The sequence below is a fragment of the Mesoterricola sediminis genome (assembly GCF_030295425.1).
GTDB classification, from domain to species: domain Bacteria; phylum Acidobacteriota; class Holophagae; order Holophagales; family Holophagaceae; genus Mesoterricola; species Mesoterricola sediminis.
The window spans coordinates 39,002-55,669 of the sequence record NZ_AP027081.1 but is presented as its reverse complement, the minus strand read 5'-3'; the positions used below and the strand labels follow the sequence as shown (position 1 = coordinate 55,669).

At 72.7% G+C, this 16,668-nt stretch carries 17 protein-coding genes and 1 riboswitch; of the genes, 4 read left to right on the top strand and 13 right to left on the bottom strand.

The window, feature by feature from the left end:
* Positions 1 to 4 precede the first annotated feature (4 nt).
* Together R2J75_RS00235 and R2J75_RS00230 are read left to right on the top strand one after the other, a co-directional pair.
* Positions 5 to 481: a (2Fe-2S)-binding protein gene (locus tag R2J75_RS00235; RefSeq protein WP_243332277.1), complete on the top strand. Its 477-nt coding sequence runs from the start codon at positions 5 to 7 to the stop codon at positions 479 to 481.
* A complete protein-coding gene (locus R2J75_RS00230; RefSeq protein ID WP_316410858.1) occupies positions 478 to 2,571 on the top strand; it encodes a xanthine dehydrogenase family protein molybdopterin-binding subunit in 2,094 nt (697 codons plus the stop codon). Before R2J75_RS00235 ends, R2J75_RS00230 begins: the two co-directional genes overlap by 4 nt.
* On the opposite strand, the gene R2J75_RS00225 is transcribed toward R2J75_RS00230, so the two are convergent.
* The 4 genes from R2J75_RS00225 to R2J75_RS00210 are packed head-to-tail and all read right to left on the bottom strand — an operon-like array spanning position 2,572 to position 7,046.
* Positions 2,572 to 3,297 carry an ABC transporter ATP-binding protein gene (locus R2J75_RS00225; RefSeq protein ID WP_243332281.1) on the bottom strand — a complete coding sequence of 242 codons (726 nt, stop codon included), beginning with the start codon at positions 3,295 to 3,297 and terminating at the stop codon, positions 2,572 to 2,574.
* Positions 3,291 to 4,262, bottom strand: a complete 972-nt coding sequence (locus tag R2J75_RS00220) for a FecCD family ABC transporter permease (protein ID WP_243332283.1) — start codon at positions 4,260 to 4,262, stop codon at positions 3,291 to 3,293. Before R2J75_RS00220 ends, R2J75_RS00225 begins: the two co-directional genes overlap by 7 nt.
* Positions 4,259 to 5,077, bottom strand: a complete 819-nt coding sequence (locus R2J75_RS00215) for an ABC transporter substrate-binding protein (protein ID WP_316410857.1) — start codon at positions 5,075 to 5,077, stop codon at positions 4,259 to 4,261. The genes R2J75_RS00220 and R2J75_RS00215 overlap by 4 nt, the downstream gene beginning before the upstream one ends.
* A gap of 1 nt (position 5,078) precedes the next feature.
* Complete coding sequence (locus R2J75_RS00210; RefSeq protein WP_316410856.1) at positions 5,079 to 7,046, bottom strand: TonB-dependent receptor plug domain-containing protein; 1,968 nt, start codon at positions 7,044 to 7,046, stop codon at positions 5,079 to 5,081.
* 72 nt (positions 7,047 to 7,118) lie between these two features.
* A riboswitch (cobalamin riboswitch) is annotated at positions 7,119 to 7,338 on the bottom strand.
* Between the two features lie 27 nt (positions 7,339 to 7,365).
* On the opposite strand from R2J75_RS00210, the gene R2J75_RS00205 reads away from it, so the two are divergent.
* Positions 7,366 to 7,803: a hypothetical protein gene (locus R2J75_RS00205; RefSeq protein ID WP_243332289.1), complete on the top strand. Its 438-nt coding sequence runs from the start codon at positions 7,366 to 7,368 to the stop codon at positions 7,801 to 7,803.
* Between the two features lie 7 nt (positions 7,804 to 7,810).
* Here the strand turns inward: R2J75_RS00205 and R2J75_RS00200 are convergent, their stop codons facing one another.
* The 5 genes from R2J75_RS00200 to R2J75_RS00180 form a co-directional block, all read right to left on the bottom strand.
* Entirely contained in the window at positions 7,811 to 8,389 is a 579-nt protein-coding gene (locus R2J75_RS00200; protein ID WP_243332291.1) for a non-canonical purine NTP pyrophosphatase, read from the bottom strand.
* The gene (locus R2J75_RS00195) at positions 8,390 to 8,521 is read right to left on the bottom strand and encodes a hypothetical protein (protein ID WP_279342183.1); all 132 of its coding nucleotides are present in this window, start codon (positions 8,519 to 8,521) and stop codon (positions 8,390 to 8,392) included. It abuts the gene before it with no gap.
* A gap of 107 nt (positions 8,522 to 8,628) precedes the next feature.
* Positions 8,629 to 9,690 carry a 23S rRNA (adenine(2503)-C(2))-methyltransferase RlmN gene (gene rlmN, locus R2J75_RS00190; protein WP_243332293.1) on the bottom strand — a complete coding sequence of 354 codons (1,062 nt, stop codon included), beginning with the start codon at positions 9,688 to 9,690 and terminating at the stop codon, positions 8,629 to 8,631.
* Complete coding sequence (lipA, locus tag R2J75_RS00185; RefSeq protein ID WP_316410855.1) at positions 9,687 to 10,613, bottom strand: lipoyl synthase; 927 nt, start codon at positions 10,611 to 10,613, stop codon at positions 9,687 to 9,689. Before lipA ends, rlmN begins: the two co-directional genes overlap by 4 nt.
* An 861-nt stretch (positions 10,614 to 11,474) precedes the next feature.
* The gene (locus R2J75_RS00180; protein ID WP_243332298.1) at positions 11,475 to 12,251 is read right to left on the bottom strand and encodes a thiazole synthase; all 777 of its coding nucleotides are present in this window, start codon (positions 12,249 to 12,251) and stop codon (positions 11,475 to 11,477) included.
* Between the two features lie 52 nt (positions 12,252 to 12,303).
* Between R2J75_RS00180 and R2J75_RS00175 the strand changes: the two genes are divergently transcribed.
* Positions 12,304 to 12,738: a secondary thiamine-phosphate synthase enzyme YjbQ gene (locus tag R2J75_RS00175; protein WP_243332300.1), complete on the top strand. Its 435-nt coding sequence runs from the start codon at positions 12,304 to 12,306 to the stop codon at positions 12,736 to 12,738.
* On the opposite strand, the gene R2J75_RS00170 is transcribed toward R2J75_RS00175, so the two are convergent.
* Genes R2J75_RS00170 through ftcD form a run of 4 tightly spaced genes read right to left on the bottom strand, consistent with a single transcriptional unit; the run spans position 12,725 to position 16,407 of the window.
* Positions 12,725 to 13,120: a hypothetical protein gene (locus R2J75_RS00170; protein WP_243332302.1), complete on the bottom strand. Its 396-nt coding sequence runs from the start codon at positions 13,118 to 13,120 to the stop codon at positions 12,725 to 12,727. The two genes, R2J75_RS00175 and R2J75_RS00170, sit on opposite strands and share 14 nt — an antisense overlap.
* Positions 13,121 to 13,148: 28 nt before the next feature.
* On the bottom strand, positions 13,149 to 13,646 hold the full coding sequence (locus tag R2J75_RS00165; RefSeq protein ID WP_316410854.1) for a rhomboid family intramembrane serine protease: 498 nt from the start codon (positions 13,644 to 13,646) through the stop codon (positions 13,149 to 13,151).
* Complete coding sequence (gene rhlP, locus R2J75_RS00160; protein ID WP_316410853.1) at positions 13,643 to 14,506, bottom strand: rhombotarget lipoprotein; 864 nt, start codon at positions 14,504 to 14,506, stop codon at positions 13,643 to 13,645. Before rhlP ends, R2J75_RS00165 begins: the two co-directional genes overlap by 4 nt.
* A gap of 50 nt (positions 14,507 to 14,556) precedes the next feature.
* Entirely contained in the window at positions 14,557 to 16,407 is a 1,851-nt protein-coding gene (gene ftcD, locus R2J75_RS00155; RefSeq protein WP_243332307.1) for a glutamate formimidoyltransferase, read from the bottom strand.
* Between the last annotated feature and the right edge of the window lie 261 nt (positions 16,408 to 16,668).

The window sequence follows — 16,668 nt, the reverse complement described above, 5'->3', positions numbered from 1 at the left end:
CGCCATGGCGGCACCCCTGTCGTTCGTACTCAATGGCAAGCCCGTCACCGTCCAGAGCCCCGGAGACCGCATGCTGGTCTGGGTCCTCCGGGACGAGCTGGGCCTCACCGGCACGAAGGTCGGGTGCGAGGCGGGCCTCTGCGGCGCCTGCACCGTCCTCGTGGACTTCGAGCCGGTGCCCTCCTGCGCCACTCCGGTGGCGGACGTGGCCGGCAAATCGGTGCTGACCATCGAGGGCCTGGCCGTGGACGGGCGCCTCGACCCCGTCCAGAAGGCCTTCCAGGACCACCACGCCTTCCAGTGCGGCTACTGCACCTCGGGCATGATCCTGGCGGCCTGGTCCCTGCTGCGCACGAAGCCCCGGGCCACCCGGGCGGAGATCCTCGCCCACATGGAGGGCAATCTCTGCCGCTGCGGGGCCCACGTGCGGATCCTGGACGCCATCGAAGCCGCGGGCCAGGTCCTGGGAGGTGCGCGATGAAGCGGCGATCGTTCCTGCAGGGGGCCGCGGCCGGCTCCCTCACCCTCTTCTTCAGCGGGCTGGCGGAAGCCGCCCCCGTCGTCGCCCCGCGCCCCGGGGACTACCCCCAGGATTTCAACGCCTTCCTGAAGATCGGCGCGGACGGCCGGATCGGGTGCTTCGTGGGCAAGGTGGAACTGGGCCAGGGCATCATGACCGCCCTCGCCGTCCTGGTGGCCGAGGAGCTGGAGGTGGACCCCGCCCAGGTGGACATGCTCATGGGCGACACCGACCTCTGTCCCTGGGACAACGCCACCGGCGGGTCCCTCACCATGTGGCAGACGGCGCCGGCCCTCCGGGGCGCCGCCGCGGAGGCGCGGGCGGTCCTGCTCGGCATGGCGGCGCGGACCCTGGGCGCCGCCCCCGCCGACCTCGCCCTCCAGGACGGCCTCATCTGGGTCAAGGCGGCGCCTTCCCGGAAGGTCAGCTTCGGTGACCTGGTGAAGGGCCGGCGCCTGGAGCGCCACCTGGGCCGGGTCCGGCCGAAGCCCCTGGCCGCCTGCACAAGGATCGGCAAGCCGGCCCCCCGCAAGGACGCCCTGGCCAAGCTCACGGGCGCCGCCCGCTATGTGGGCGACCTGCGGTTGCCGGGCACCCTCCACGCCTGCATCCTGCGGCCGCCGGCCCACGGCCTCACCCTGGCCCAGGCCGACACCGCGGCCGCCGAGGCGGTGCCCGGGGTGCGGATCGTGCGGGACGGGACGCTGCTGGCCGTGCTCCACGCCCAGCCCGACACCGCCCGCAAGGCCCTGGCCCTGGTCAAGGGCACCTTCCAGGGCGCGGAGCCCGCCGTGGACGGCGACACCCTCTACGCGCACCTGGCCGCGAAGGCCGGCGCCGCCCTCGTGGTCACCTCGGCCCGGGGCGACCTCGCGGGCGGCGAGCGCCGCGCCTCCGAGGTCCTGGAAGCCGAATATCGCAACGCCTACGAGAGCCACGCCACCCTCGAGCCCCACGTCGCGGTGGCCCAGTGGTCCAAGGGCCGGATGACCGTGTGGGCCTCCACCCAGAACCCCTTCCGCATCCGGGAGGACGTGGCCAAGGCCATCGGCGCCGGGGCCCGGGACGTGCGCGTCATCAGCCAGTTCGTGGGCGGCGGGTTCGGGGGCAAGCTGGTGGGGCCGGAGGCCGTCGAGGCCGCCCGCATCGCCCGCCTCGTCCCGGAGACGCCGGTGCAGCTGGCCTGGAACCGGGAGGAGGACTTCTTCCTGGACACCTTCCGCCCCGCCGCCGTCGTCAAGATCCGCGCGGGGCTGGACAAGGCCGGGGGCGTGACCTTCTGGGACTGCCAGGCCGCGGGCGTCAACCAGGGCGAGGCCGAGTTCGCCTACGACATCCCCGTCCAACGCTACCGGGCCGCCTTCGTGCCCGGCCTGCACCCCCTCCCCACGGGCGCCTGGCGCGCCCCCAGCGCGCACACCAACGCCTTCGCCCGGGAATGCCACCTGGACATGCTGGCCGCGAAGGCCGGCATCGATCCGGTCACCTTCCGGCGCCGGCTGGCGGACGACGCCCGGGTGCTCCACCTCCTGGACCTCGTCCTCGAACGCTCGGGCTGGGATCCGGCCCCCGGACCCAGCGGACAGGGGATCGGCATCGCCTGCGGCGCCTGGCGCCAGGCCTTCGTGGCCGTCGCGGCCCAGGTGAAGGTGGACCGCGCCACCGGCGAGGTGCGGGTCGAGCGCGTGGTGGAGGCGGTGGACGTGGGCCTCGTGGTGAACCCCGACGGGGCGCGGCAGCAGGTGGAGGGCGCGGTGACCATGGGCGTGGGCCAGGCCCTCGCCGGCGAGGTCCGATTCAAGGGCGGCCGGATCCTGGACCGCAACTTCGACACCTACCGGATCCCCCGCTTCTCCTGGATCCCCCGCATCGAGGTGATCCTGGCGGACCGTCCGGACATGCCCTCCCAGGGCATCGGCGAGCCCCCCGTGGTGCCCGTCGCGGCGGCCATCGCCAACGCGGTCTTCGACGCCACGGGCGCCCGGGTCGCCCAGGTCCCCCTCACCCCCGCCCGGGTCCTCGAGGCCCTCGCCGCCGCCGGGAAGAAGTAGCTACGCGTCCGGGAGCTCCAGCCCCAGTCCCGCGCCGGGCTCCGCCCGGACGCGGAAGACGCGGGCGATGAGATCGGGGGTCAGGATCTCCGCGGGGGTCCCCGCGCCCACCAGGGCGCCCTGGTCCAGCACCAGGACCCGGTCGAAGCGGTAGGCGTTCCGCAGGTCATGGAGGGTCACCAGGAGGGTGGAGCCCGATCCCGCCAGGTCCCGGGCCAGGCGGAGCACGTCCAGGGCGTGGCGCACGTCCAGGTTGGCCGCGGGCTCGTCCCAGAGCTGGATGGGCGCTCCGGTGGCGAGGGCCCGGGCCAGGAAGACCCGGCGCCGCTCGCCGCCGCTGAGCTCGGTGATGGGACGGGTGGCCAGGTGGCGGATGTCCAGGGCCTCCATGGCCTCCTCCACGCCCCGGCCGTCGTCGCCCCAGGCGAAGCGGCCCTGGGCCACCACTTCCTTGACCGGGTAGGCGAAGTCCGCGTGGCTCTCCTGGCCCAGCCAGGTGAGGATGCGCCCGCGCTCGAGGAAGGGGATGCGGGGCAGGTCCTCGCCCCGCCAGCGGATCCGCCCCTTGGCGTGGAGCAGTCCGGCCAGGACCTGGAGGAGGGTCGACTTGCCGGCCCCGTTGGGGCCCACCACGGCCACGGCCGCCCCCGCCTCGAAGGCGAAGGAGATGTCCCGGAGCCGCCCGGGGAGGTCGAGGCCCGCGGCCTCCAGCACGGGGCTCAGCACGGGTTCCTCCGGAGCATCCACACCAGGAACGGGCCGCCGATGAGGGCGGTGACCACGCCCAGGCGCATGCCCCCCGCCACGAAGCGGGTGGGCAGGTCGCAGAGGAGCACGAGGGCCGCCCCGCCGATCATGGACAGGGGCAGGAGGCGGCGGTGGTCGGGGCCGAAGGCCAGCCGCAGGAGGTGCGGCACCAGGAGGCCCACGAAGCCCACGATGCCGCCCACCGCCGTGGCGAGGGCCGTCAGGACGGTGGAGAGGACGATGATGCGGCGGCGCAGCCGGCGCACGTCCACCCCCAGGGTCTGGGCGGACGTCTCGCCGAGGCTCAGCAGGTTCAGGGGCCGCGCCAGGGGCAGCAGGAGCGCGCAGCAGAGGAGGATCCCCGGCACGCCGATCGCCACGTGCTCCCAGGTCCGGTTCTCGATGCCCCCCATCAGCCAGAAGAGGATCTGGCCGCTGACCTGGAACTTGCCCGCCGACAGGGAGAGCAGGAAGCTCGTGCCCGCCCCGAAGAAGGCGTTCAAGGCCACGCCCGTGAGCAGGAGGTGCTCGGGGCTGGCGCCCCGGCGCGCCATGACCATCACCGCGCCGGTCGCCGCGAAGGCGCCGAGGATCGCCGCGGAGGGCAGGGCGAGGAGGCTGGCCGAGGTCCCCAGGGCCAGGACCGCGACGGCGCCGAGGGCGCCGCCCGCGCTCACGCCCAGGAGGCCCGGGCTCGCCAGGGGGTTCCGGAAGAAGGCCTGCATGGCGACCCCGGAGGCCGCGAGCGCCGCGCCCACCGCCATGCCCACGAGGGTCCGGGGGAGGCGCAGGTCCCAGAGGATCGTGCGGTTGAGTTCGTCCCCGCGGCCCATCACCGCCTCCAGCACCTGCCGGGGCGCGAGGTTGGCGTCCCCCAGGGCCAGGGAGGCCAGGGCCGCCCCCGCCAGCAGGAGCACCAGGGCGGCGAGGACGCGCCCCTTCACCGGAAGCGCTCCGGATGGAGGGCCCGGGCCAGCCATTCGTAGGCCTCGAGGCGCGCCTGGCCCGTGGCCGACATGAGGGGTCCCGGGATCTCCACCAGCCTGCCCTCCTTCATGGCGCGCATGTACTTGTAGGGCGGCATGGCCCGGAGCCGCGCCGCCATGTTCTCGTTCCGGTCGGTGACGAGGCACTCCACGTTCCAGGTGAGGAGCTTCTCGGAGGGCGTGGGCTGGTGGCCCCGCAGGCCCTGCTCGGCGGCCACGTTCAGGGCCCCCGCGTGGTCGCAGAGGTCCTGGAACGTGGTGCCCAGGCCGGCGGTGAAGGGGTAGGCCCCCACCGCCAGGACGCGCACGGGCCGGACCCCCTTCAGCCGGCGGTCCAGGTCCGCCACCCGCGCCCGCCACTGGGCGATCAGCTCCTCGGCGCGCGCCGGCCGCCCCAGGGCGGCCCCCACGCGCCGGCAGGCATCGTACAGGTCGTCCAGGGTCTCGAACCGGTCCAGCACCACCAGCGGCACCCGGGCCCGCCGCAGGAGGGCGAGGGTCTCCGGGGCCGTGTAGGTGGCCGCCAGGACGAGGTCCGGGCGGAAGGAGAGCACGTCCTCCGCCGTGCCCGAGCGGAGGCAGGGGTGGCGGGAAAGGCCCTTCACGTCCGGGGAGAAGGCCGGATCCCGGGCCAGGTGGCTGAGGGCCGCGACCTGGCCGGGGGCCGCCAGGGCGGCCAGCAGCTCATCCGTGCCCACGGTCTGGCTCACGACCCGGCGGGGCGCCCCTGCGACGAGGGACGCGGCGAGGAGGAGAAGGGCCAGGAAGCGCATATCAGGAACGGTACTTCAGTTCGAGGGTGAAGGTGGGACCGGCGACCGGGAATACGGGCACCAGGTAGGCGTCGTTGCGCCTCAGGGGCCGGCCGGCAAGCCAGTCTTCCCGGCTCCAGGTCCGCTGCAGGAGGTGCTCGCCGCGGAGGGTCCAGGTGAGGTGCCGGCCCGCGCTCCGGCCCAGGGCGATCCCCAGGTCGTTGAGGTGGGTGCGGAGGCCGTCCACCGCGCCCAGGTCGTCGAAGTACTGGTAGCTGCTCCCCGTGTGGGCCCAGCGGGCCGAGGCGCGCCAGGGGCCGAGGACGGCCTCGCCCCGGAGCCCGGCCGTGAAGAACGGGCGCCCCGTGGCCCCGCTCGTGGTGAGCTGGGCGTCCCCGGGCTGGCTCATGTTGCGGGCCTCCTGGCTGCGCACGAAGGCCTCGGCGCGCCACGACGCGCCCTCGCGGGCCGCGGAGGCCTCGAGGCCCTGCACCCGGAGGTCCGTCCCGTTCACGTACTTGTAGGCGTAGGAGCCCAGGTCCTGGTAGGCGACGACGTGATCGTAGAAGGTGCGGGAGGCCTCCAGCTTGAAGGTCCAGGCCCCGCGGCGGAGGCTCGCCCCGGCCTGGCCCCCGTGGCTGCGCTCGTCGTCGAGGCCGCCGTAGCCGTTGGCCAGGTTGTGGGTGAGGCTGAAGAGGTCGGGGGCGTTGTAGCTGGTCCCGTACGAGGCGTAGAGCCGCAGGCCCTGGGCACCGGTCCAGTTGAGGCCGGCCTTGTAGACGAACCGGTCGGAGGCCCGGTCCGGGAGGGCCTGGCCCGAGGCGAAGGTGTAGGCGACGGTGTCGTGCTGCCACCGGCCGCTGATCACGGCCCGGAGGCCGGTGGGCATTTCCCAGGCCCCTTCCAGGGCGACGGCGTCGTGGGTGGCCCGGGCCTCGTCCCCGGCGAGGCCGGCGGACTCCCCGCTGTGGTCCAGCATGAGGGCCGCGCTCACGCCCCGGACGGGGGCCCAGGTGAGGTTGGCCACCGCCTGGTTGCGCTGGCCCCGGTAGCGCTCGGCGGGGGCGCCGCCGCCGTAGCCGGGCTCGAAGCGGTCCTGGGCCACGTGGCCGAAGCTGGCCTCCAGGGCCCAGGCGGCGCCCAGGGCCTGGCGCCAGGCCGCCACCACGGTGCTGTCCCGCTCCGTCTCGCCCCGGGCGGGGTCGAAGACGCGGGTGTAGGCCCAGGTCGGGGGCAGGTAGTCGCCGGTGAAGGGCAGGGGGGTGCCGCGGAAGTGGGTGCGGCCGGTGAGGGTGAGGAGCCCGTCCTCCCCGATCCGCTGCCCCGCGTTCACGGAGGCGCTGGCGGTGCGGAAGGGGTCGTCGGCGGGGATGGAGGCGTCCTCCCGCGCGGCGGAGGCGCTGGCCTTGACCCAGCCGCCCTCCCAGCCGTAGGCGGGGGCCACTCCGGCCTTCCGGGCGCCCCGGTTGCCGGCGGCGCCCTGGGCCTCCAGGCTGAAGCCGGCCTTGGCCGGCGCCGCCGTCCAGAGGGCGATGACGCCGCCGTGGGCGTCGCTGCCGTAGCGGGTGCTGGAGGGCCCCTGGAGGACCTCCACGCGGTCCACCCCGTCCAGGGTGAAGTCGGCGAAGTTGGCGCTCAGGGCGGTGGGATCGGTGATCCGGATGCCGTCCAGGAGCACCACCACGTCCCGGGCGCGGCCCCCGCCCAGGTAGAGGCTGGCGGCGCTGCCCGGCCCGCCGAAGGCCTGGATCTGCCCCGGGAGCAGGGCGGGAAGCAGCTCGTCCAGGGTGCGGGCGCCCGTGGCCAGGATGGCCTCCCGGTCGAGCACCTTGACGGGGTTGGGCGTCTTGAGGATCTCCACGGGGGAGGCCTCGGCGGTGACGGTGACCGTGGCCGACGCCTCGGCCTTGCCGGGGGGCGGCTCGGGCGCGCCCATGGCCGAGAGGGAGGTGGCCGCGAGGGCCAGGAGGAGGGAGGGTTGGGGACCCATGGCATGCTCCGCGCATGTGGGCCGGGGGACGACAGGGTTGGCCCGGAAGGGCCTCCCGACCGCCCCCTCGGCGGTTTGGGTAGGCACTGGACCGGTCTCCGGGCTCGCACGCGACAGGCGCCTTCCGGCACCCCTGGCGCCTTCCCGGGGATGCGCCCCAGTGGCTCCAGCGAGGTCTCCCGTTCCCGACTGCGCGGACCGGGGTGCATACCGTTGCGGGGCAGCGCAGGATTCACACCTGCTTCCCGAACATCCAGCACACGATGTCGGGGTCAAGCATCCCAGGAGGTCCCCCCCCGCGCAAGGTGCATAATGAGGCATGACCCCGAGACCCATGACCCAGGCGAGCCCCAAGCTCCTCGCCATCCAGAAGGATTTCCAGCAGCTGGCCTCCATGGCGGGGTACCTGAACAGCGCCGTGGACCTGCCCCAGTTGCGACTGAACTTCACCCTCTACGGCCGGGTCCTCGTGCCGGACGAGGCCGCGGGCCAGGCCGCGCTGCCGCGCCTCCAGGCCTGGTCCGAGCGCGTCTCGACCCGGCTGCGGGAGGACAGCTCCTCCGCCGTGCTACCGCCCCAGGTCCTGCTTTCCGCGCCCCAGCCCCTGCCCAACGGGGAGGGCTGGTATGTCATCTCCACCCTGACCTTCTCCTCCAAGGTGACGGAGAACGGCTACCAGCGCGTCCGCAGCGCGGTGCTCGCCGCGTACCAGGCCGCGGTGGCGCTCCGGGAGCGGGGGGTCTGGGGCGAGGACTGAGGGGCCCCTACAGGCCCGCCAGGAAGGCCCGCGCCGCGCGTCCGCGGTGGCTGAGGGCGTGCTTGACCTCGGGACCCAGCTCCCCGAACGTGGCCGCGTGGCCCTCGGGGACGAAGAGGGGATCGTAGCCGAACCCGCCGGCGCCCCGGGGCTCCAGGGCGAGGGCGCCCTCCACGGAGCCGCTGAAGGTCCGGGCGGCTCCCCCCCGGGGAACCCAGGCGAGGACACAGACGAAGCGGGCCGTCCGGGCGGCGCCCTCGGGCATGAGGGCCAGGAGCTTGCGGTTCTTGGCGTCCTGGGCGAGGCCCTGGGCGAAGCGCGCGCTCAGCACGCCGGGGCCGCCCCAGAGGGCGTCCACGCAGAGGCCGGAGTCGTCGGCGAGGACGCCGTCCACCGGGACCGCGCCCTGCCCGGCCCACCAGGCCTGGGCGAAGGTGGCCTTCTGGAGGGCGTTGTCCTGGAAGAAGGCGCCGTCCTCGGGGATGTCCGGGGCCTCCGCGGGCCAGGGCACCAGCTCGACGCCCGGCAGGAGCGCCTCGAATTCCCGGAGTTTGCCCGCGTTGCGGGAGGCCAGGAGGATCCGCATCTACATCTTCGCGTAGGGATCGGGGTTGTACGGATCCTCGAAGTAGGGATCCACCGGGATCGGGGCCCCGTCGGGGCGCCAGGCCTCGACGGGGGGTACCCAGGATGGTGTGGTGTCGTCCGATGGAATCATGGCGGGTCCCGAAACTGGTCGATGGGAGGCTACCACGGGCGGTGTCCGGGGCCCAAACGGGTGATATCGCGACTCAATATGACGCCCGCCCGGACCGGCGGCAAGGCCTATTTCAGCAGCTGCCCGCAGGCCCCCTGGACGTCCCGGCCCCGGCTCTTGCGCACGGTCACGAAGCAGCCCCGGGCCTTGAGGCGGTCCAGGAAGGCCTGGAGGCGCGCCTGGGGCGGGGTGCGGAAGGCGGAAGCCGGATGCTCGTTCATGCGGATCAGGTTGATGTTGTGGCCGGCGCGCAGGTCCCCGAGCCAGTCCGCGAGGCGGTCCGCGTCCTCGGGGGTGTCGTTCACGCCGTCCAGGAGCACGTACTCCAGGAGGAACTTCTCCCCGGGCGCGAGGTTCCAGTCGTCCAGCGCCTGCCGGAGCCGGGCCAGGCCCCAGACCCGGTTGACGGGCATGACCCCGCTCCGGGCCTCGTCGGTCGTGCTGTTGAGGCTCAGGGCGAGCCAGGGGCGCGGGGTCATCCGGCTCAGGCGCTCGATGCCCGACACGAGGCCCGAGGTGGAGACCGTGATCCGCCGTGTCGAGATGTTGAGGCCCTGGGGGTGGTTGAGGATCCGGATCGCCCGGTGCACGTTGTCCAGGTTGTGGAGCGGCTCGCCCATGCCCATGAAGACCAGGGTGATGGCGTGGGGCCGTTCCGGGCCCAGGGCCCGGATGAGGGCCAGCACCTGGCCGACGATCTCGCCCGCCGAAAGGTTGCGGCGGATGCCCATGGCGCCCGTCGCGCAGAAGGTGCAGCCCATGGCGCACCCCACCTGGCTGCTGATGCAGAGGGTCACCCGCGGGTTCCGGACCTCCCGGGGCATGTGCACGGCCTCGATGCGCTCCCCGTCGCGCAGGCCCAGGACGACCTTGGTGGCCCCGTCCTCGCTGGGATGGCGCTCCAGAAGCACCGGCAGGGCGAGGTCATGGGAGGCGGCGAGCCATTCCCGGGCGGCCCGGGCCAGGTCGAGCCCGTCCTCGCGCCAGGTCCAGGGGCGCTGGAGCCTGGAGAAGGCGTGCGCGGCCCGGCCGGGGATGCCCTCCAGGTCCTCGGGGAGGAGGCCGAAGGCCGACGGCCGCCCCTCCCCCTCGGGGGCGGGCAGGTCCCAGGGCTGGACGTTGGCGCTCATGCGATGGAGATCCCTTCCATTTCGCTCACTTCGTGGGCGTTGAAGCTCGACCGGACCAGGGGCCCCGCGTAGACGGCGCGGAAGCCGAGGGCCTTGGCCTTGCGCCCCAGTTCCGCGAAGGCGTCGGGATGCACGTAGGCCTTCACGGGGAGCTGGTGCCGGGTCGGGCGGAGGTACTGGCCCAGGGTGAGGATGTCGACCCCGGCGCCGGCGAGGGCCTCGAAGACGGCCATGAGCTCCGCCTCCGTCTCCCCCAGGCCGAGCATGAGGCCGGACTTGGTGGCGAAGGCGGGCCCGAAGAGGGCCGTGCCCAGTTCCTTGGCCTTGGCGAGCACCGCCAGGGAACGCTCGAACCTCCCGGCCGGCCGGACTTCCGGATAGAGGCTGGGCACGGTCTCGGTGTTGTGGTTGAAGACCGCCGGGCCCGCGGCCACCACCTCCGCCACCGCCTCCAGGTTCCCCATGAAGTCCGGCGTGAGCACCTCCACCCCGACGCCGGGGTTGTGGGCGCGGATGGCGCGGATGGTGCGTGCGAGGTGGGCGGCGCCGCCGTCGGGGAGGTCGTCCCGGTTCACCGAGGTGAGCACCGCGAAGCGCAGGCCCAGGGCCTGGACCCGCAGGGCGGTCTCCTCCGGCTCCCGGGGATCCAGGGGCGCGGGCTTCCCGCTCCGGATGGAGCAGAAGCCGCAGGCCCGGGTGCAGGTGTCGCCCATGAGCAGGAACGTGGCCGTGCCGTGGTTGAAGCAGTGGGTCCGGTTGGGGCAGCGGGCCTCCTCGCACACGGTGTGCAGGTCCGAGGCCCGGAGGTCCTTCTTCATGGCGTGGAGCTCGCCCAGGTTCATCCGTTCCCGGACGATCCACGCCGGAAGGCGGACGTGGCCTTCCAGGACTTCGCGACCGGATCGTTTGGAAAAGCGGGGCATGGCGACTCCAGTCCTCCAGGATAACCGGGGCCGGCGCCGGTCCGCTCCCGGGGGCGGACCCCGCGCAGACCGGCAGCCATTCGGACGGCCCCGCCCGGGGTTGAAGGCGGGCCCGCCTTGAGCGACGCGTCAACCCGAAGGCCTGATCCGGACCCGGGCCGGCGGGGTGAGGCAGGCTGTCACCTGGGCTACTGGCGGCCTATCCTCGTCCAGGTATATCAACTCACCGGAACGATCGTGTCCCTTCCTTCGTGTCGGCAAGGGTGAGTAAAGAACCCGGACGCCGAGTGCGCCGGGACACCGAGTCACGCTGAGGCAGCTTGGAGTCGTGGGTCATCGTTCCGCAGCGGCCCTGTTTCAGGGGCAGCCCGGGCCGAGTCCGGTCCAAGACCTGGGACGAGGCTTGAGCCCGTTGGCCTTCCAGATCTTCCACACCGCGAAGGGGCTCAGCCCCGAGGCCTTGGCCAGGGTGGTCATCCTCACGATCCCGGCCTTGCGCTCCGCCGGGAGGGTGGCCCCCGGCCTCCAGGAACCGGTCCCGCCACCGCCGGACGGTGTTGTAACCCACCTGGAGCTGGTCGGCGGTGGGCCGAACCTCAAGCCCAGGCCCGTCCAAGGCTGGGGGCGGAGGGCACCCGCAGGCGTGCATGCGGAAGGCCCGGAGCCCCCAGCCGAGCGATGCGCAGCATCGCGGCCCGCGCCAGCGGGCCAGGGCCTGGGTGGTATGGGTCGGCGCGCAGAACCGCGAAGCTGCCTCAGCGTGACTCGGTGTCCCGGCGCACTCGGTGTACGGGTTCTTTACCTACCCTTGCCGTCACGAAGCAAGGGACACGATCGTTCCGGTGATTCGATCTACCTACCCTAGTTGCGGCCAACCACACCGGCTACCGGGCTCGAGGCGCTGGCGTAGAGGCGCTTCGGCATGCGGCCCGCCTCGAAGGCGAGGCGCCCGGCCTGCACCGCGTGGTCCATGGCCCGGGCCATGCGGACCGGATCCGCGGCCTCGGCGACGGCCGTGTTCAGGAGCACCGCGTCCGCGCCCAGTTCCATGGCCACGGCCGCGTCGCTGGCGGTGCCCACGCCCGCGTCCACCACCAGGGGCAGGCCGTACGAGGCCGCGATCTCCCGGATGATCTGGATGACGTAGGGGTTCTGCACGCCCAGGCCCGAGCCGATGGCGCTGCCCAGGGGCATGATGGCGGCCACGCCCACGTCGCAGAGCTTCCGGGCCAGGATGGGATCGGCGTTGAGGTAGGGCAGGACGACGAAGCCCTCCTTCACGAGCTCCTCGGCGGCGCGGAGGGTCTCCTCGCCGTCCGGGTAGAGGCTGGTGGGATCGCCGATGACCTCCAGCTTGATCCACGGCGTGTCCAGGGCCTCGCGGGCCAGGCGGCTCACCCGCAGCGCGTCCTCGCGGGTATAGCAGCCCGCGGTGTTGGGCAGGAGGGCCATGCCCTTGGGGATCCAGTTCAGGATGTTGTCCTCGCCCTGGGCGGACAGGTCGAAGCGGCGCACCGCCAGGGTCACCATCTCCACGCGGGCCGCCTCGTAGCAGGCCTTCATGGTGGCGAAATCCTTGTACTTGCCCGTCCCCAGCACGAGGCGGTTCTCGAAGGTCCTTCCGGCGATCGTGAGCATGGCACTTCTCCAGCGTTGCGTCTTCCAGTCTACTGTATGGGCGGAGCCAGCCATGAAGAGCCATCGCGTCACCCTCACCCTCCACGAGCCCCAGCGGGTGGGCTTCGTGAACATCACCCCGGACGTGGAGGAGGCCGTGGAGGCCAGCGGCGTCCAGGAGGGCCTCTGTCTCGTGAACGCCATGCACATCACCGCGAGCGTCTTCATCAATGACGACGAGCCGGGGCTCCACGAGGACTACAAGCGCTGGCTGGAGCACCTGGCCCCCTTCAACGCCGGCACGGACCCCGCCCGGGGCGGGTACCTGCACAACCGCTCGGGCGAAGACAACGGCGACGCCCACCACAAGCGCCAGATCATGGGCCGCGAGGTCGTGGTCGCCATCACGAAGGGCCGCCTGGATTTCGGCCCCTGGGAGCAGATCTTCTACGGCGAGTTCGACGGGCGCCGCGACAAGCGGGTGCTCATCAAGATCATCGGGGCGTAGGGGCCCCTTCCTGTCTCAGCCGGGCCACCAGCTCCAGGATCTCCCCGTGCAGGGCATGGAGCTCCGCCATCTGGCGCTTCAGCAGCTTCAGTTCCGCCAGGAGCATCTGGTGATCCTGCATGGCCCTGCGTTCGCCGGCCTTGTTCAGCACCGCGTTGCCCACCATGAGCAGGGGCAGGGCCCAGAGCTGGATCCAGGCCGAACTGACCAGGAGGACGAATTCCTTGAAGGCCGCGTTCACCCCGGGCAGCATGCCCAGCAGGCCCCACACCAGGAAGGCGTAGAAGGCCCAGATGGAGCTGAAGGCTTCGGTGCCGAGGCGGGCCACCCGCTCGTTGAAGGCGCGGAGGCGGCGGGCGAAGGAGGGCAGGGGAGGGGTCATGGCGGAAGGGTTCCGCTCGTAAAATAAATTAATTATTACTCCTGTCAAGCACGCCGCCCCGCCGCCGGAAGCGGTCCACCCCGGCCAGGAGGCCTCCCAGGGCCGCCCCCCAGAGGTGGGCCGCCGGAAGGGCCGTCCAACCCTCGCCGCCTGGCAGCCAAGCGGCACCCCGGAAGGCCTCCCAGGCCAGCTTTCCGACCAGGAGGCCGCAGAGGGCGAGGCCCTCCCCCCGGCGCCGCCGGTCCCCCAGGAGGCCGAGGCCCGCTGCCGCCCAGGCGGTGCAGGCCAGGCCCGAAGCGCCCCGGTACGTGCCCGGCCCGATGGCGGGCAGGAGGAGGAGGGCCAGGACCGGGGCCGCCACGAGGAGGCCCCGGGCCAGGCGCCCGCGGTCCCGAACCAGCAGGAAGGGGACCGCCAGCGCGGCCAGGTTCAGGCCGGCGTGGACGGCGTCGAAATGGACGGCGTGGCAGGTCCACAGGCGCCAGGGCTCGGCCCAGGCGCCCGCGCGCAGGACGAAGGGGTTCACGGCCGCCGGCGCCGCCAGGCGAAGGCCGCCAGGGCCAGGCCGGCCACCGCTTCCCCGAGCCCCATCGACCCGCCGAAGCTGCGGCCGCCGGTCTGGCGCAGGGACCGGCCCTCCCGGTCCACCACGTCCACGTCCTTGCGGGCGCCCGAGGCCACGTCGGCCTTGAAGGCCTCCACCTCCCGGGCCAGGTTCCCGTTCAGGTCCTTCAAGGCCAGTTCCAGCCCCTTGCCCGAGTCCAGGCGGAGCTGCTCCTGGGCCCGGATGGGGGTGGCCGAGCCCTTCACGGTGCTCTGGCCGGGGGCCCGCAGCAGGAAGGTCCGGGTGGCCACGTCGAAGACGGCCACATCGATGAGGGTCCGGGTATCGTTCTTCTCCGCCGGCAGGGTGTAGAGCCCGACGATGGTCAGGTAGGCGAAGGAATACCACTTGGGGTCGGTGTACTGGATCTGGTCGACGCTCACCAGGGCCATGACGTCCACGCCGTACATCCTGGCCGCCTGCTCCAGGTTATCGAAGCCGCCCCCGGCCCGCAGGTAGGCGCTGGGGATCACTTTGATCTCCTGCACCCAGGATCTGGCCTGGAAGGCCTCGCGCACGATGTCCAGGAGGGGGCGTTCGCTGGTCGCCGGCAATGCCGAGCGCCAGGCGTAGCCCTGGGACGGCACGAAGGCGATGCCCAGCTTCAGGGGCAGGTGAAGCCGCGCGCCGCCCGGGGTGGGGGCGGGGGCGGCTTCGCGCTTGGGATAGAGGTACTCCATGACGCCCGTGCGGTGCACGGTGGTGCGGGGATGGCTGCAGCCCAGGACGAAAAGACTGGCGAGGACCGCGCACAGGCACAGGGTGGGCCGGACCGTGGACATGGGGTTCTCCCGGGGAAGGACCCCCAGTCTACGCCAGGACGGGCCCGGAATCAGCCCTTGGGCGCCAGCATGGCCTCCAGGCGCGCGTCGCCGTGGGCGGTGGCCCGGTCCAGGAGGGCCTTGGCCCGGTCCAGGAGCCCGGCGCAGCGCGCACGCATGGCCTCCACGTAGGCCCGGTCCGTGATGTCCTTGAGGTTGATCAGCACGTTCCAGATTCCGCCCCGGACGCCGGCGTAGGCGATGGTGAAGCCCACGAGCGTGTCCGTGATGGAGGCGGGGTTTCCGTGGTGCATGGCGGTCTCGGCGGCCTCCATGGCCTCGTAGCAGGCGTTCGCGGTGGCCCAGGGGACCTCGACGGCGCTCTTCAGACCCGCCTGCATGGCCTCCTCCCGCGCGGCCTTCTCGGCGGGGGTCCCAGCCGGCAGACGGCGGGCGTCCATGTAGGCGTTGAAGGCCTCGGTGTCCTCGTCCACCGCCAGCACCAGGGCGTCCTTGGCCCGCTGGGCCCGCTCCGCCGCGGCCAGGAGGTGCGGCTCGGAGCCGGGCGCGCCCTTGCCCTGGGTGAGGTTGGCCACCATGGAGGCCAGGGCGGCGCCCAGGGCGCCGGCCAGGGCCGCGATGGAGCCGCCGCCGGGGGCCGGGGTGTCCCGGGAGACCTCGTCCACGAAGGCGGCGCCGGTCATGGCCATGAGCCCCGCCGGGTAGGCGCGGGGCAGCCCCAGCACCTTCTTCTCGATCTCGAAGGGGGCCACGTCGGCCAGGCCCATGGAGAAGACGGCGTTCTCCAGCACGTCCGGCACGGGGATGAAGGGGCTCTTGCCCTGGACGCGCAGGTAGTGGCGGCCCGCTTCGAAGAGGGCGGAGAAGGGGACCAGGCCCACGATCTCGCTGCCCGTCACCACCAGCCCGCGCTCGGCGGCCATGGTCCGGGTGGCCTCCAGCACGTCCACGGGGCTCGTGACCTTGTAGTCGGTGAGGTTGATGGAGAGCTGGGCCCGCTTGTACTGGTCCACGTACCAGCCGATCGCCTTGCAGGCCTGGAAGCGGCCGGCCCGGTGCACCTTCCGGCCCACCACGCCCTTGGCGGCGTCGATGTCATTGAGCTTCAGCAGGTGGCGCAGGTCGTAGCCGTGGGCCTCCCGGCAGTGGGCTTCCACGGCCTCGAAGGTGGGGAAGTCCTCGGCGCAGTTGCCGCAGGGGAAGCAGCCTTCCCGGTAGAAGAGGATCTCCCCCGAGCTGTAGTAGGCGTCCTTCTGGCCCCGGCGGGCCACGCGGCCCTTCTCCCGGAGCTCGAAGGCGATGTCGGTGGCGTGGGCCTTGTCCCGGCTGTTCAGGGTGATGTTGTAGGCGATCAGGAACTCCCGGGCCCCGGTGATGAGGGCGCCGGCGCGGGGGTTGAAGACCGCGGGGCCGAAGTCGGGGGCCCACTGGGGATCCTTCAGCTTCTCCTCGAGGCCCTCGTACTCGCCCTTGCGCACCACGGCCAGGTTCCGCCGTTCGGGTCGGGAGGCGGCGTGCTCGTACAGGTACACCGGCAGGGCCAGTTCCCGGCCCACCCGCTCACCGAGCTTGCGGGCGAGCTCGGCGCAGTCCGCGAGGGTCACGCCCTCCACCGGCACGAAGGGGCACACGTCGGTGGCGCCCATGCGCGGGTGGGCCCCGTGATGGGCGCTCATGTCCAGGATCCGGGAAGCCACCTTCACGGCCTGGAAGGCCGCCTCGACCACCGCGTCGGGCGCGCCCACGAAGGTGACCACGGTCCGGTTGGTGTCAGCCCCGGGGTCCACGTCCAGCAGGCGGATGCCCGCCACCGCCTCGATGGCCGCGGTGATCTGCCGGATCTTGGCCATGTCGCGGCCTTCGGAGAAATTGGGAACGCATTCGACGACCTTGTGGGCCATGTCCGCCTCGCAGGAAATCCAGTCCCACCAGGGTGACCTGGGTCCCCGCGCGGGGCCAAACCGCTTGTGATCCCCATCGCAGCAGGCCTCCGGACGCCTTCCCCTGGAAATTGCGACAAATTCTCGCTATCATGGAGCATTCGTGCTGGAAGGAGCCCCCGGTCGGCGTCCTTCACCCGGGAAGGCCCGGGTTCCTGTTCCGAAAACCCTTTCATGCCCTGACCGGGGCCCGCGTATGGCGGGCGGGCCCTTCCAGGAGCA

Bases quoted from the DNA above. Each gene is read 5' to 3' on its own strand.
- R2J75_RS00195 (WP_279342183.1), bottom strand. From the start codon at position 8,521: ATGATTCCATCGGACGACACCACACCATCCTGGGTACCCCCCGTCGAG.
- R2J75_RS00205 (WP_243332289.1), top strand. From the start codon at position 7,366: ATGACCCCGAGACCCATGACCCAGGCGAGCCCCAAGCTCCTCGCCATC.
- rlmN (WP_243332293.1), bottom strand. From the start codon at position 9,690: ATGAGCGCCAACGTCCAGCCCTGGGACCTGCCCGCCCCCGAGGGGGAG.
- R2J75_RS00180 (WP_243332298.1), bottom strand. From the start codon at position 12,251: ATGCTCACGATCGCCGGAAGGACCTTCGAGAACCGCCTCGTGCTGGGG.
- R2J75_RS00175 (WP_243332300.1), top strand. From the start codon at position 12,304: ATGAAGAGCCATCGCGTCACCCTCACCCTCCACGAGCCCCAGCGGGTG.
- R2J75_RS00215 (WP_316410857.1), bottom strand. From the start codon at position 5,077: ATGCGCTTCCTGGCCCTTCTCCTCCTCGCCGCGTCCCTCGTCGCAGGG.
- R2J75_RS00210 (WP_316410856.1), bottom strand. From the start codon at position 7,046: ATGGGTCCCCAACCCTCCCTCCTCCTGGCCCTCGCGGCCACCTCCCTC.
- R2J75_RS00235 (WP_243332277.1), top strand. From the start codon at position 5: ATGGCGGCACCCCTGTCGTTCGTACTCAATGGCAAGCCCGTCACCGTC.
- R2J75_RS00200 (WP_243332291.1), bottom strand. From the start codon at position 8,389: ATGCGGATCCTCCTGGCCTCCCGCAACGCGGGCAAACTCCGGGAATTC.
- R2J75_RS00230 (WP_316410858.1), top strand. From the start codon at position 478: ATGAAGCGGCGATCGTTCCTGCAGGGGGCCGCGGCCGGCTCCCTCACC.
- rhlP (WP_316410853.1), bottom strand. From the start codon at position 14,506: ATGTCCACGGTCCGGCCCACCCTGTGCCTGTGCGCGGTCCTCGCCAGT.
- R2J75_RS00170 (WP_243332302.1), bottom strand. From the start codon at position 13,120: ATGACCCCTCCCCTGCCCTCCTTCGCCCGCCGCCTCCGCGCCTTCAAC.
- ftcD (WP_243332307.1), bottom strand. From the start codon at position 16,407: ATGGCCCACAAGGTCGTCGAATGCGTTCCCAATTTCTCCGAAGGCCGC.
- lipA (WP_316410855.1), bottom strand. From the start codon at position 10,613: ATGCCCCGCTTTTCCAAACGATCCGGTCGCGAAGTCCTGGAAGGCCAC.